This window comes from Azomonas macrocytogenes (genome assembly GCF_014191985.1).
Classification (GTDB): domain Bacteria; phylum Pseudomonadota; class Gammaproteobacteria; order Pseudomonadales; family Pseudomonadaceae; genus Azomonas; species Azomonas macrocytogenes.
Genome location: NZ_JACHXI010000005.1, coordinates 155,038 through 169,638 on the forward strand (window position 1 = coordinate 155,038; position 14,601 = coordinate 169,638).

Below are 14,601 nucleotides of genomic sequence, written 5' to 3' on the forward strand. Positions count from 1 at the left end.
CGCCGGTTTCTCTCGTGAAAGCAAAAAGCCCGCAGATCGCGGGCTTTTGCATGGTGGGCGCGCCTTTTACGAAGCGGGCGGCAACCCATCGAGGATGCGTTGCGCGTCCTCGGGCTTGAGCGGGTAATCGAAGAAGCGCCGATAGAAATCGATGGTGCGTTCGATCATATTGACGTGCGAAAACCGCTCCGGGTGCAGTTGCCGGGCAGCCCACTGGATCTGCAATGCCGCTTCCGTGCCGTAGCGATCCCAGGGGAACACGCCATCGGGATTGCGCAGCAGCCGACCCTGCGTGACGGCCGGCAGGTGCTTGAACAGCGCGGCATCGGGGGCGGAGTCCAGCGCGCCAGCGTTGGCCGCGAGGATGATCACATCGGGTTGCCAGGCAAGCAATTGCTCGCCGGAAACCGGCTGCTGATTGCCGTTGAGGCCGGTTGCCGCGTTGCGTCCGCCCGCCACCTTGATCCAGTCGTCGATCAGCGTACCACTGCCATCGACCCGTAGCGGGTTCAGCGAGGCGATGTGCAGCACCCGCGGGCGCTGGGCATCGGTGAGTGGGTCGGTGAGCGTATGCACCTCATGTAGCTTCTCGTCGAGATAGGCATTGTAGGCCTCGGCCCGCTGCCGGGCTTCTGGCGTGCCCAATACCTGTGCGATGGTGACGAGGGAGCGCTGGAGCGAGGGCAGGTCGGTAAAATTCATGCGCAACGTGGGGATACCGGCCTGCTCGTAGGCCAGGGCATTGCGTTCACCCGCTGTCGCCGTAAAGACGACATCGACCCGCGCCGCCAGCAGGCTTTCTACATTGAAGGCATCGCCATGGGTCAGCGCGGTGCCATCCGGCAATGGCTGGACCTTGAACATCCAGGGCCGGGTCTGTGGATTGTTCACCGTGGCGACGATTCGTGGTCCGGCACCCAGGGTCATCAACAGTTCCTGATGCGCGAACCAGGTCTCGGCAATGCGTTCGACCTGGTCCGGCAGCTCGACCTGCCGACCGCTGTCGTCGATGACGCTGCGTGGCTCGGCCCATGCGCTGGCGGTATTGAGCACCAGCCCGAGCAGGCTGGCGGCCAGTAGAGTGAAATTGCGGTAATGGCTCATCGCTACGCTTAAATATCCACTTGGACGGAGGCTTGGAACATCCGTGGTGTGCCCAGGTTGGCGCTGGCAAAGCCCGAGCTGCCGTAGCCGTTTATGCCGCCCGGATGGATGTTGGTCCAGTAATGCCGGTCGGTGAGGTTGGTGATCTGCAGGCGGAATACGGTTTCGTGATCCTGGACCTTGGTGGTGTAGCGGGCACCCACGTCGAACAGGTGGTAGTCGCCATACCACAGGGTGTTTTCCCGGTCGGTGGCCACACGACCAACGTAACGGGCATTCAGGTTCAGCACCAGTTCCCGCAGGTTCGGTATGGTGTATTCGGTCAACAGGTTAGCGGTGTAGCGCGGCAGGCCGACGATCCGCTTTTCATTGGTGGCGTCGTTTCCGGTCTTGCGCAGCTCGGCTTGCAGCCAACTGACGCCGCCGAACATATAGATGTCATCCGTAAGCTTGCCGTCGACGGTGAAATCGACACCACGGTTACGTTGTTCGCCGATGTTGTCGTAATACCCACTGGCGGCAATTGCCTGGTAGGGCCGTTTGATCTGATAAGCGGCGAGCGAGAGCCGGGCGCCACCGACAACGGCCTTGGAACCGACTTCCCACTGCCGGCTGCGGTAGGGATCGATGATCTGCTGGGCATTCCTGGCGTTGGTCGGTGCCGGGTCACCCTGCTGCAGGCTGTCGGCGTAGGTGAAGTAAACCGATGAATCGTCGGTGGGCTTATAGGTCAGGCTGAGTGCCTGGTTCCAGCCGTAGTCTTCCGAGTAACCACTCTTTGTCGATCCGGCATATTTTCCATTTTGCTTGACGGCCTTCCAATTCTTGGCGGCGAACCTGGACCAACTGGCCGTTCCCGAAATGATCCACTTTGGCGTCAGGGTAATGGTGTCGCCGAAAATCAGCGAGGTCTGGGTGGTTTTCGCTGTGCGGTAGCGGTTCTGGAAGCCGCCCAGGAAGTCCGGCTTGGCAAAATCCGTGGGATTGTCGTAATCGCCGCCAACAAGCGGCGTTGAACCAATGCTTCCAGTCGTTCCGGACGAAACCGAAGAGCCATTCTTAGGGTTGTAGTTGTTCCAGACGAAGCCGCTGGCACCAAAGGTCAGATTGTGATCCATGAAGCCGGTCTGTACATGGCCGTTGAGATTGGCGAGATAGCTAGTGATGGTAAAGCGGCTGGCGGTGGAGGTGTTCACTCCCGTGGTGTAGGCACTGTGATCCCGCGTGTTGGCGAACGTATAGGTAACCGCCGTGGATTCGCGGTCGGCGATCTGCCTTAGAGCGCCCATGTCCAGCTTCCAATTGTCATCGAAGTTATGCTTGATATGGAAATCGAAGGTGTTGGTGTGCTGACGGTCACCGGCCCAGTGCTGGCCCAGATCGCTTTTGGTCGGGTCGGGGGCATGCGGCAGATTGATGCCGGCCGCACCGATGGCGACGGTGGCCGGCAGGCCGCGACTTTTGTATTCGTAATGACTGGTGTTGGTCTCGATCACAGTGTTGTCGGTGACCTGGAAATCCAGCCCCAGGCTGGCCAGTTTGCGTGAGATTCGCCCATCGTTGGTGTAGGTCGATTTCGAATCGTCCAGCAGGTTCAGGCGGTATTTGATCCGATTATTGGTAGACGGAATCGGGCCGCTCAGGTCAGCTGCTTTCAGCCACGAAAGACCGGTTCCGACACCCATGGTAATGCGGTTGCGGGTTTCGTCGGTCGGGCGCTTGGAAACAAAGTTGAACGTTCCTGCCGGGTTGGCTGGGCCATAGAGGGAGCCGGCCAGGCCGTTCATCACTTCGATACGGTCGAACTGTTCGATCGGATACTGAGTCGTGGATATGATGTTGAAGCCGTTGATCCGGCTGTTCTGCACCACGCTGCCCTGCATGCCGCGAGCTTGTGGGCGAGCACCGTCACCTTGTACCGAGGGGATATAGCGCAGGGCATCCTGGATGTTCTTGATCTGCTGGTTCTTGATCAGCGAATAAGAGACGGTATTCAACTGATAGGGCAGATCGAGGATATTACGGTCCCCCAAGGGGCCGAGATCGGCTGCCTGATTGCGCGCCTTGTCTTTCCACTCTTCGAACGTCTGCGGGCCGTCGTCGGCGAAATTGTCGTCGTTTCGCTTGTTGTCCATGACTTCGAGTGTGTCAAGGTTCAGGGCCGACCCGTCCTGGGCATAGGCAGCGTTGATCGAAACGGCAAGCAGTAAGGGTGCCCACAAAGGGCGCATGGTGCTGGATGACATGATCTTTACTCACTTGAAGACAAATCGGTTAGGCAATAGCTCGGGCCGACGACTGCTGGCAAACAGAGTCGAGTGGTGTGGATCGTTCTGTGTGACGATTCTTTTTGTCGGTGCCTGATCCCTGGGGGATCGGCACGAATCGGGTGCTATGGCGCCTGGTGGGGATGTTGAAGCCCAGGTCTGCCAGTTGCCTCTTGCATGGAAGCGAATGACATCGACGGCTACTCGCTAGGAACGAAGAAACGGTAGGGAGAACATTCGATCTGTCGCACCTCTACCTGATAAAGACGCGCGATCAGCTCGGCAGTGACGACTTCATGGGGCGTACCATCCGCCAATAGCCGCCCCTGGTGCAGAACCAGGGCGCGATTGGCCGACTCCAGGGCATGTTCGGGACGATGGGTGGTGGCAAGAATGCCGTAGCCCTGGGCTGCCAGGTGCTGCAGATGCTTGAGCAAACGCAGCTGATGGCCGTAATCCAGTCCGGTAATGGGTTCATCGAGCAGGATCAGGCGCGTCTGCTGGGCCAGGGCCCGGGCAATCAGCACCCGCTGGCGCTCGCCACCCGACAGCTCGGTGTAGACCCGTCCGGCCAGATGCTCGACCTGCATGTCGGCCAGCGCCTGGTTCACCACCTGCCAATCCTCTCGGGACGGTGCCCGGCCCAGACCGGAGATCGGTAGCCGGCCCTGGGCGACGATCTGCTCCACGGAAAAGGGAAAGCTGGGCGTATGGCTCTGTGGCACATAGGCCAATTGGCGAGCGACCTGCTGCCGGGAATGCTCATGTAGATCGCGGCCATTCAGGCGTACTTGGCCAGCTTGCGGTTGCAACAAGCCCAGCAGAATTTTCAGTAACGTACTCTTGCCGGCACCGTTGGCGCCCAGCAGGGCGATGCAGTCGCCTGGCCGGACGTCGAAGGAAACTTCTTCCAGGATCGTGCGCGCACCGAGCTGGTAGTGCAGCCCTTGTGCGCGCAGCGTGGTATCGGTTGTCGCGTCGCTCATAGCCAGCCTCGCCGGACGCGATTCAATACCAGCACGAAGGCAATGGCACCGAGCAATTCGGTGATGATGCCGAGCGGAATTTCGCCGCTGGTCAGGGTGCGGGCGAGATCGTCGGCGGCCAGCAGGAAGCTGCCGCCCAGCAGGGCACTCATGGGCACCAGTGCGGCATTGCGCGGCCCCACCAGCAGGCGTGCCAGATGTGGAATCAGCAGGCCAACCCAGCCGATCATGCCGGCGATGCTCACGGTCAACGCCGAAATCAGGGTCGCCAGCGTGATGATGCCGTAGCGGATGCGGCGCACCGACACGCCCAGGCTGTGGGCTTCGTCATCGCTCAAGGACAATGCATCGATGGCACGCCCCAGCAGACACATAAGTACGATGGCCAGCATCAGCAGCGGTGCTGTCCAGGTGAGTGCCTCGGTGTCCACCGCGCCGAGGCTGCCCAGCATCCAGTAGACGATGGAAGGCAGTTGGTCCTGTGGGTCGGCCAGGTATTTGACGATGGATAGCAGGGACGTGAATAACGCATTGCTGACGATCCCGCCCAGCACCAGGATAAGGATCGAAGCGCCAGGAAACAGGCTGGCGATTCCCACACCGATCCCTACGGCCAGCAGGCCGGCAAGGCTGGCCAGGACGGTGATCCATAGCCCTTGCAGACCCAGCACGATGCCGCAGGCCGCACCGAAGGCACAGCCGCTTAGTACACCTAATAATCCGGGAGATACCAGCGGATTGCGGAATACTGCCTGATAGGCCGCCCCGGAAACAGACAGGCCCGCGCCGACCAGGATAGCGGCCAGCACACGCGGCAGCCGGGTATCGATGATGACGCTATGTAGCAGTGCGAAACGATCTGCCGGCAAATCACCAAAACCGACCCAGGCGGCCAGGAAGTGCGCGAGATCCGTGACTGGAATCGCGTAGCGTCCCAGGCCAAGCGACAGCAGGGTTGTAATCACCAGCAGGGCTGCACTGCTCCAGATCCATCGCTCACGATGATCGAGACCAGGCCGTTTCGGATTGCTGTTCATTACATAAGCCAGGAGAGAAAAAGTTAATCGTTAGCTTGATAAGCTATTTTCTATATATGTATATGACCATATAAGGAAATATTTTGCAAAGAAAGTGGTGTGGCAAAAAAGCTCTCCGGAGCGATTTGTTCAGAGGTTCAGTCGTACAAATATTCATGTATACGCGACATGGTGGGTAGCGTACGCAATGGTACCGTCGTACGTTTTAGTTATTTTTTAATATTTATCATGTGGTTAATTGGTTGTTCTGGTTGGTTTATATCAAGAGAAAGCTTTCTGGAGATTTTGACATTTTTGTACACCAGAAAAATCTACCGTAATAATGATGTTACCTATTTCAGGGAACTTTTACGATTTTCTATTTGAAATTATGAAATGTACATTTCATGTATATATAAAAGGTTATATTTGAATTTGCCTTCTAGGGCCGTTTTTCGTCGTTCGCTGGCACAAAATCTTTTTTCCCCGGTCCAACCTGAATGCAGATCCGTCAGGTAAAGAGGTTCAGCGAATGCCCAGCTCCGCCCCGCAACCCGAGCAGCTGCAGTTGTTCAGCGACGGGCGCACGCCCAACAGTGCCCACCCTGTGCTTGTCTACCGTGCCCTGCCTTTGGGCACCGAGGATCTGGCCAGTCGCTTCGAAAGGCTTTTCGCCAGCCATCTATGGCCAGCGCAGTGGCGCGCCGGCTTTTATGACTACCATCACTATCATTCGACTGCCCATGAAGTGCTTGGCATTGCCCGTGGTTCTGCGCGCTTGCTGCTGGGCGGTGAAAAAGGGGTAGAAATCGATGTATGCGCCGGGGATGCCCTGGTGCTGCCGGCCGGCACCGGCCACTGCCAGCTTGCCGCCAGCCCGGATTTACTCGTGGTCGGTGGTTATCCAGTCGAACAGGTTTATGACGAAGTACGCCCGGATGAACGCACCCATGATGCTGCCGTCGCCCGTATAGCCAAAGTCACCATTCCGGTCATGGACCCGCTGGCTGGCAGCCAGGGGGCCTTGGTTAGCCTGTGGCGTCACCGGCCGGCGCGCTCCGTTGCCTGAATTTTGGGCGGGGCAGCTGTTTTGGATCTGTCGTGCTTAATGGCGACAGGTTCATCGCGGATGTGGTCGCAAAAACTGTCGAAAGCAACACTTAGCGCATCGTAAGGCCGCCATCGACGGCATATTGGCTACCTGTGACATAGGATGCCGCGTCGGAAAGAAGAAACAGGGCAACCGCTGCAGCTTCTTCTGTCGTACCACTGCGTGACAGTGGTACCCGGGAAATCACCTCGCTTTCAAATTCATGTCGTAAATCGTCACTCATGAAGGTGCGGAAATTCGTGTCAATGGGCCCGGGCACCAGCACATTCACTCGGATACCGCGCGGGGCAAGTCCTGCAGCAATGCAACGGGCCATGGAGATCATGGCTCCTTTGGTCGCCGCATAAACGCTGGCCATGGGCGCATGTTCATAGGCTGAGGTGGATGCGGTCAGCACTACCGATGCTCCCTTCTTGAGTAACGGTGAGAGACCCGCAAGCTGCAACAGGGGGCCACGTACATTGGTGGCCATCATGCGGTCGAAAAAATCTGCCGTGGTTTCCTCGATAGCCCCGATGCCTGCATATCCTGCATTAAGCCAGAGACCATCGAGACCACCCATGGCCTGCGTTTCTTCAATGAGAGCGTGGACAGCTTCCGGATCGCCAGCATCATTACGAATGATTTTTGCGCCATTCAGAAGCTTTTGAGCTGCTTCGATATGGCTCGGATTCATACCGGTGGCTAAAACGTTCCCGCCTTCCTCGACAATGTGCTTGGCACCCGCCAGGCCAATGCCGCTTGTAGCCCCCGTAACAAGAATGGTTTTTCCAACGAATCGCTTCATGCCGTTCTCCTTGCCATAGTGATTCGCGAGGAGGATGACATTCATTGATTATATATATAATACGCTATTATATGGATTATCTATGAAGTAAAGGATGCATAATGCGCGGGAGCGATCATGCGGCACTCCGGGCCTTTGTCGCCATTGTCGAGCATGGCAATTTTGCCCGTGCAGCGGCTAATCTCGGCATGTCGCCCTCGGCGCTCAGCCAGATTATCCGGACCCTGGAGGATAAGCTGGGGGTTCGCCTCCTTAACCGTACAACCCGCAGTGTTGCTCCGAGCGAAGCAGGCATCAAATTGCTCGCACGCCTGCGGCCCGCCCTGGCGGAGCTCGATGCGGCGGTTTCCGAAATCGTTGAAGCGGGCCAGGAAATCTCAGGAACGCTGCGGATTAACACAACTCGCATAGCTGCGATTCACTATCTGGCTCGCCTCATCGGTCCCTTTCTCAACGCTCATCCAAAAGTCAGCCTTGATATCGTCACCGACGAGCGGCTGGTCGATATAGTGGCAAGCGGCTTCGATGCCGGTATCAGGCTCGGGGAGAAGCTGGAAAAAGACATGGTGGCGGTAAGGCTCGGCGGGGAATTGAAGATGCAGGTCGTAGCCGCTCCGGCATATCTTGAACGCTTCGGGACACCGGTTCATCCGCGAGAACTGAGAGAACATCTTTGCCTCGGTTATCGCCGGCCCAGTGATGGGAGCCTCTATCGGTGGGAGTTCGAGCGTGGCAAGGAAAAGCTGGAAGTTGCGGTCAGCGGGCCTCTTGTCGTGACCGAGCCGGAAATGCTGATCGAGGTCGTGCGATCGGGTGCAGGTATTTCCTATCTGTTCGATCATCAAGTGCGCGCCCCGCTCGAAAGCGGTGAGCTGGTCCAACTGATGCCGGATTGGACGGCCGCCTTTCCTGGGTTCTTTATCTATTACCCCAGCCGCCACCAGATTGCGCCGCCGCTGCGGGCCTTCCTCGATTTCGTTGGAAAGGATTCACATCATTCAGCTCGTTAGCTTGCTGATATACGGGTCTACGAGGGAGAGAAAGGAGTGGGGAGGCTTGCCGGGTAGATCGAGGCCCTTTCGAAAGGGCTTCGATCATCCGGAATGCAAGGTTGCTGGCCTGTTCTTATACAGAGTCAGCCGTTTTGGCGGCATGGGATGATGCCGAACCAGGTAGCCTGGGAGCACTACGCAGGTCAAACAGGCCGTAAGCTGCGGTGACCAGGAAACAGAATGCTGGCAGCGCGAAGGATATTGCTGCGCCGAAGGCATCGATCATGGCTCCCTGGACCATCGGCATCAGCGCTCCGCCGAGAAGGGTCATGACCAGACCGGCTGCGCCGAACTTTGTATCTTCGCCAAGCCCTTGCAGCGCGATGCTGTAGATCGTCGGGAACATCAGCGAAAGACACATCGACAGGGCCACGACTGCCCAGAGACCGGAGAGGCCAGGATAGAAGATGGCATACAGGCACAGGCCGGTCGCAATGAAGCCGAGCAGCGTCAGCAGTATCGACGGCCGGATATAGCCCATCACCCAGGTCATCACGAAACGCGAGATGAGAAAGACGATCATGCTGTATTGCAGGTAGCTACCTGCGGTGGCATGGTCGGCGCCGATGGTGTGTGTGGCGTACTGGATGGTGAAAGTCCAGACACAGGTCTGCGCGGCTATGTAGAAAAACAGCGCTATGACGCCCCAGCGATAGTGAGGGTTATGAATCAGACGCTTGACTGTTGCCCTGAAGTGAATCTCGTGCAGTCCCGGTTCGGCTTTCTTCGATGTGTCACGGGTAGACATGCGAGTCAGCGCAATGCCGATCCAGATCGCTAGAAGAACGAAGGCAAAGCCGACATAAGGCACCATGACCGCCTGCAATTCGGCTGAGCGAATAGTCAGCAGTTCCTGCTGGCTCATGGCGGTGCGTTCGGCCAGGGTCGCAGAGTGCAGTTGTGGCAGGATCAAGGTTGTCGCCAGCAGGACACCGATATTGGTGCCGACCGGATTGAACGATTGCGCCAGGCTCAGTCGGCGGGTTGCGGTTTCTTCCGGGCCCATTGCGATGACGAAGGGGTTGGCTGAGGTTTCCAGAACTGCCAACCCGCCGGCCAGGGTGAAAAGTGCCAGCAGAAAATAGCCGAAGGTCATTTCGATGCTGGCTGGATAGAAGAGCAGAGCGCCGGCGATGGCCATGCCCAGGCCGACCAGCACGCCAGTCTTGTAGGAAAAGCGCTGATTGATGAATGCAGCCGGTAGGGCCAGCAGAAAATACGCGCCGTAGTAGGCGAACTGGACCAGGGACGCCTGGAAGGTACTCATACTGAAAATTGTGCTGAAGACTTGCACGAGCGGGTCGGTCATGGTTGCGGCAACGCCCCACGCCGCGAAGCAGACGACCAGCAGGATGAAAGGCAGGAGCTTGTCCCGGTGTAGAAACGGTAGAGATGTCGGCATGGTGCCTCCACAAAATCACTTAACTTGAGTTATTTTTTTACAGTGTGAATTTGCAGGGTGTGCGCGCACAGAATACGTGCCCTTTTGTATCGTCCTGCGCGAGCAAAAATGTATGCTGAAACGTTTCATGTCAAGAGTTCTTCTTTAGTTCTGTCAGAAATTTACACTGATTATTCCGAGTGTCCTTTGGGGTAACTTTCAGGTTTATTGAAATATCCCGCTTTGCTTCCAGGTTGGCTTTTTTGTCGCATTGGCTTGATCGGTAATGCTTTTATGTCGTTGCAACAGGGTGATCCGGCATTGGCAGTCGTACAAAAACAGGTTGCAGGCGCTTTGCGAAGATAAAGTGCAGGCTGGATAGCCCCATCAGGAAAATACGCATATTGAATGGCATGACCGTGGGTCCCGAGAGAGAGAAATACGAGGGCATGGCCAGCTTGCGCGGCTCGAATCTGCGCGGGGTTCGAGCGCATAACGAGCGGTTGGTCCTTTCGCTGCTGCGCATCAATGACGAGATGAGCAAGGCCGAGATCAGCCGTGTGACCGGCCTTTCGGCGCAGACGATCTCGGTCATCGTGCGTGCCTTGGAGAGCGATGGCCTCATTCAGCGCGGCACGCCGCTGCGTGGCCGGATAGGCCAGCCATCGACACCGCTCAGGCTGGCGAGAAACGGAGTATTCAGCCTGGGGTTGAAGGTCGGGCACCGTAGTCTCGATCTCGTTCTGCTGGATTTTCTCGGTGGCATCCGCTTTCGCATAACCGAGCACCATGGCTATCCGACGCCGGACCAGGCCGTGCGCTTCGCCTGCGCTGCCATTGCCGACATTACCGGGCAGCTGAGCGCCGAAGAGCGCGTGCGGATTGCCGGGCTGGGCATTGCCATGCCCTTTCAAACGTGGGAGTGGTGGCACACCCTGGGAGTTCCGCAGGATGCGCTGATCGACTGGCGCCAGCGTCATATCGGCGCCGAGATCGGCGAGACTACCGGCCTTTCCGTACAGGTGCAGAACGATGCTACGGCTGCTTGCGGAGCCGAATTGATTTTCGGGCAAGGGAACAAACCGCGCGATTTCTTCTACTTCTACGTCGGCTATTTCATCGGTGGCGGAATCGTTCTCAACGGCCGTCTGTTGCCCGGGCGAACCGGCAATGCCGGAGCGGTCGGTTCGATGCTGGTGCCGGATGGCCAGGGTGGGCAGGTGGTCCTTCTCGATATTGCTTCGCTATCAGTACTGGAAAAGCAGCTGATCGATCAGGGCATAACCTCCGAGCACCTGTGGGACATGCCTTCGGAATGGCATTTTCCACAGGATCTGGTTGCTCAATGGATCGATCGAGCGGCCCGGGCAATTGCCGCTGCCGCCGATGCGGTCGTGGCAGTCTACGACTTCGAAGCCTGTTTGATCGACGGCTGGATGCCGGTGGAGGTGCGCGCCAGGCTGGTAGAAAAAGTGCGGATATATCTGCGGGATATGCCCGCCAATGGCCTCACCTTGCCAATGATCGAGGCAGGCACCATTGGCGCCCATGCCCGCTCGCTCGGTGCCGCCAGCCTGCCGTTATCCAGCCGTTACCTGCTTGATTTGCAGGTTTTTGCCTCGGCCGGCATGGAGTCTTTCTGAGGATCTGCTGCCGCCGGACGGTCGCTATGCCTTGGGGCGGGGCGAAGGCCTTCCTGGCCAGTAAATGAAAAGTGTATGCCTTGCCAGATTTTTGCCCGACATGGCTCGACTCACGTTATGTCTTCGGTTATAAGGCTTGTCGATTGACTTATTCATTCATTGTGAATTAATAAGTCTGGCAGCGTCATCTTCTTGAACCTCAACCCGTGATAAGAGAAGGACATACGATGGAACCGAATTTCCTGAGCCCCCTGACCGGATCCTTTGCCATGCCGGCCGCCGAGAATCCGACCGTGGCGATGGTGGAAGCCGCCTATCGCCATCATGGTCTCGATTGGCGCTATATCAACTGCGAAGTTCCTCCGGAACGTCTTGGCGATGCGGTACGGGGAGCGCGAGCCATGGGTTGGGTCGGCTTCAACTGCTCGATTCCGCACAAGGTTGCAGTTATCGAACATCTCGACGGGCTCGGTGAGTCGGCGCAAATCATCGGCGCGGTCAATACGATTGTCCGGCGTGGCGACCAATACATTGGCGAAAACACCGATGGCAAGGGTTTCGTCCAGGCCATGCGCGAGGTCATCGATCCACAAGGCAAGACCGTGGTGATTTTCGGCGCAGGCGGTGCAGCGCGGGCGGTGAGTGTCGAGCTGGCCCTGGCTGGGGCGAAAAGCATTTTGGTCGTCAACCGGAGTCAGAAGAACGGCCAGGTGCTCGTCGATCTGCTGAATGCCAAGACTGGGACCGCCGCGAGCCTGCAGGTGTGGGACGGTGTCGTGGATATTCCGCCAGGTACGGATATCGTGATCAACGCCACTTCCATTGGCCTGTATCCGAATGTCGACCAGCAACTGGAGCTCAATCTGGATTCGCTTTCTCCGCACATGGTGGTGGCGGATGGAATCCACAATCCGCCCAGGACCCATCTGATTCGCAATGCGGAAAAGCGCGGCTGTCGCGTTCTCGATGGTCTGGGCATGCTGGTCAATCAGGGCGTCATCGGCATCAAATACTGGACCGGTATCGATGTCGATGCCGCAGTAATGCGTCAGACGCTGGAAAAGATCTTCTACGTGTGAAAAATCCTGCGGACCGGGCCTTGCGAGCCCGGTCCGGTCTTCAGGCTGGCAATTTGCCGGCGCCGATCATTTGTTCGATATCGCGCTTGCAGTCCAGCAGCGCCTTGCAGAACAGCTCGTCTTTTCCCTTGATGCGCGAAGCGGGAGCGACCACGGCGATGCCGTAGTTGCCCAGGTAGGTATCCAGGGCCACGGCGAAACCGTAAATTCCTTCGATGAATTCTTCCCGGTCGGCGGCGAGGCCGCCGCTCTGGCGAATCGTTGCCAGTTCGTCCAGCAGCGATGGCAGGTCGTGGGTATTGCGGGTCAGCGCCGGCAGAGGTTCGGGCAACAGGTCGCGGACCTGCGCATCGCTCATTCGTGACAGCAGTGCCTTGCCTACGGCTGTCGAGTGCATGGGAACGTAGCTGCCGATAGGGAAGACGACGCGCAATTCGTGTTCAGCGACGATACGGTCGACCACATAAATTTTTTCATTGGCCGAGGTGGCCAGGATCACCGATTCCTGCAGCCGCTCCAGCAGAGTTTCCAGGTGTGGGCGGGCCAGGGAAATGATGTCGGTCTGGGTCTGGTAGATCAGCTGGCCCAGGGCCGGGCCGAGTCGAAAGCCACCACTGCGGGCGGCTTCGACCAGATATTCGCTTTCCAGGGCGCTGACGATGCGCTGCACGGTGGAACGTGGCAGGCCCACCGCCTGGGCGATGGCCGCCAGACTCAGGCCCTGAGGGTGGGTACCCAGGGTGCGCATGATTGCTGCGGCCCGTGCAATGACCTGGATACCGCACTGTTTGCCGTCATCGCCGCCGTCCGGTTCCTGTCTGGTCATAGCTTCTCCTTCGAAACAATCGAATCCTACGTCATGAAGCCGGTATCCGTTGGATAGGCGGCGCCTTCGTCAGGTTTTCTCGGGCGCCCGGCATTTTCTCATCTTCATCGGCATCCATGAATAATGATCAATGATAACCGTATAGTGGTGCAGTGAATCATTATTCGATACAGTTGTGCGTGTCATGTGGTCATATCAGGGAGATCCAGGCGGTGAAATACACAGATTTTTCGTGGAGCCACGGCTTTTCGTTGGCCGCTCTTGTGCTATTGACGGCGTGCAAGCAAAGCGAACAGGAAAGCGTGCCCGTACCTGCGCCCGAGGTCGGTGTGTATACGGTGCAGGCGCGTCCGCTGTTGTTGACCACCGATCTGCCTGGCCGGACCGCGGCCTACCGCGTGGCGGAGGTCCGGCCACAGGTCAACGGCATCCTGCAGGAGCGCCTGTTCACCGAGGGAACCGAGGTGAAAAAAGGGCAGCAGCTCTATCAAATCGATCCGCGCACCTATGAAGCGGAGCTGGCCCGCAGCGAGGCCAACCAGATCGCCGCCAGGAACCTGGCCCAGCGCTACGAGCGTTTATTGCAGAGTCGGGCCATCAGCCACCAGCAATACGACGATGCCGTGGCGACCTGGAAACAGGCTCAGGCCGAAGTGCGCCTTCGGCATATCGATGTGCAGTACACCAAGGTGCTGGCGCCGATCAGTGGACGAATCGGGCGCTCTGCCGTCACCGAAGGCGCTCTGGTCACCAATGGCCAGGCCCAGCCGCTGGCCACGGTGCATCAGCTCGATCCGATCTATGTGGATGTGACCCAGCCGATCACCCGGCTGCTCGAATTGCAGCGCATCCTGGCATCCGGGCGCCTGCAGGCCACGCAGACAGATCAGGCGCAGGTCGACCTGACTCTGGACGATGGCAGCGAGTATCCGCTGCAGGGCAGCCTGAAGTTTTCCGAGGTCAATGTCGATCAGGGCACCGGTTCGGTGACCTTGCGTGCCGTTTTCCCCAACCCGGAGCGCAAGCTGTTGCCGGGAATGTTTGTGCATGCCCGCTTGAAAGAAGGCGTGCAACAGGATGCGATCCTGATTCCGCAGCAGGCCGTCATCCGCGACAGTCGTGGCGTCGCCACCGCCTGGGTGGTCAAGCCTGACAACAGCGTTGAACTGCGCGAGCTGGAAACTCTGCGTACCGTGGGCAACGCCTGGTTGATCGGCAAAGGCCTGGTCAATGGGGAACGGGTGATTTCCGAGGGCGTGCTACGGGTACGCAACGGGATCACCGTCAAGCCTGTCGCCGCCCGGGAGATCGATCTGGTAGCCGGTTTTTCGGAACAGGGAGGGCGTTAG

Annotated in this window: 12 protein-coding genes; 5 read left to right on the forward strand and 7 right to left on the reverse strand. The window is 58.2% G+C overall.

The features are described 5' to 3' along the window. Positions 1–66: 66 nt before the first annotated feature. The 4 genes from FHR87_RS07285 to FHR87_RS07300 all read right to left on the reverse strand — a co-directional run bounded on the left by FHR87_RS07285 (position 67) and on the right by FHR87_RS07300 (position 5,394). Positions 67–1,104, reverse strand: coding sequence for an ABC transporter substrate-binding protein (locus FHR87_RS07285; protein WP_183166056.1), 1,038 nt, complete (start codon positions 1,102–1,104; stop codon positions 67–69). Positions 1,105–1,112: 8 nt separating this feature from the next. Beyond that, entirely contained in the window at positions 1,113–3,350 is a 2,238-nt protein-coding gene (locus FHR87_RS07290; protein WP_221189758.1) for a TonB-dependent receptor, read from the reverse strand. 221 nt (positions 3,351–3,571) lie between these two features. Continuing rightward, positions 3,572–4,357 carry an ABC transporter ATP-binding protein gene (locus FHR87_RS07295; protein ID WP_183166057.1) on the reverse strand — a complete coding sequence of 262 codons (786 nt, stop codon included), beginning with the start codon at positions 4,355–4,357 and terminating at the stop codon, positions 3,572–3,574. Continuing rightward, positions 4,354–5,394 carry a FecCD family ABC transporter permease gene (locus tag FHR87_RS07300; RefSeq protein WP_183166058.1) on the reverse strand — a complete coding sequence of 347 codons (1,041 nt, stop codon included), beginning with the start codon at positions 5,392–5,394 and terminating at the stop codon, positions 4,354–4,356. The genes FHR87_RS07295 and FHR87_RS07300 overlap by 4 nt, the downstream gene beginning before the upstream one ends. A 511-nt stretch (positions 5,395–5,905) precedes the next feature. On the opposite strand from FHR87_RS07300, the gene FHR87_RS07305 reads away from it, so the two are divergent. Then, positions 5,906–6,442, forward strand: coding sequence for a cupin domain-containing protein (locus tag FHR87_RS07305; protein WP_183166059.1), 537 nt, complete (start codon positions 5,906–5,908; stop codon positions 6,440–6,442). A 91-nt stretch (positions 6,443–6,533) separates the two neighbouring features. Here the strand turns inward: FHR87_RS07305 and FHR87_RS07310 are convergent, their stop codons facing one another. Beyond that, a complete protein-coding gene (locus FHR87_RS07310; RefSeq protein ID WP_183166060.1) occupies positions 6,534–7,271 on the reverse strand; it encodes an SDR family oxidoreductase in 738 nt (245 codons plus the stop codon). Positions 7,272–7,372: 101 nt separating this feature from the next. On the opposite strand from FHR87_RS07310, the gene FHR87_RS07315 reads away from it, so the two are divergent. Next, positions 7,373–8,281, forward strand: a complete 909-nt coding sequence (locus FHR87_RS07315) for a LysR family transcriptional regulator (RefSeq protein ID WP_183166061.1) — start codon at positions 7,373–7,375, stop codon at positions 8,279–8,281. A 115-nt stretch (positions 8,282–8,396) separates the two neighbouring features. On the opposite strand, the gene fucP is transcribed toward FHR87_RS07315, so the two are convergent. Then, positions 8,397–9,725 (reverse strand): L-fucose:H+ symporter permease, encoded by a 1,329-nt coding sequence (gene fucP / locus FHR87_RS07320; protein WP_183166062.1) that lies wholly within the window; start codon positions 9,723–9,725, stop codon positions 8,397–8,399. 392 nt (positions 9,726–10,117) lie between these two features. Here fucP and FHR87_RS07325 point away from each other — a divergent pair, with 392 nt between their 5' ends. Both FHR87_RS07325 and aroE read left to right on the forward strand, forming a co-directional pair. Continuing rightward, positions 10,118–11,347 carry an ROK family transcriptional regulator gene (locus FHR87_RS07325; protein ID WP_183166121.1) on the forward strand — a complete coding sequence of 410 codons (1,230 nt, stop codon included), beginning with the start codon at positions 10,118–10,120 and terminating at the stop codon, positions 11,345–11,347. A 227-nt stretch (positions 11,348–11,574) separates the two neighbouring features. Further along, a complete protein-coding gene (gene aroE, locus FHR87_RS07330; RefSeq protein ID WP_183166063.1) occupies positions 11,575–12,426 on the forward strand; it encodes a shikimate dehydrogenase in 852 nt (283 codons plus the stop codon). Positions 12,427–12,466: 40 nt separating this feature from the next. On the opposite strand, the gene FHR87_RS07335 is transcribed toward aroE, so the two are convergent. Further along, on the reverse strand, positions 12,467–13,252 hold the full coding sequence (locus FHR87_RS07335) for an IclR family transcriptional regulator (protein WP_183166064.1): 786 nt from the start codon (positions 13,250–13,252) through the stop codon (positions 12,467–12,469). Positions 13,253–13,503: 251 nt separating this feature from the next. On the opposite strand from FHR87_RS07335, the gene FHR87_RS07340 reads away from it, so the two are divergent. Then, positions 13,504–14,601, forward strand: a complete 1,098-nt coding sequence (locus tag FHR87_RS07340; RefSeq protein WP_221189759.1) for an efflux RND transporter periplasmic adaptor subunit — start codon at positions 13,504–13,506, stop codon at positions 14,599–14,601.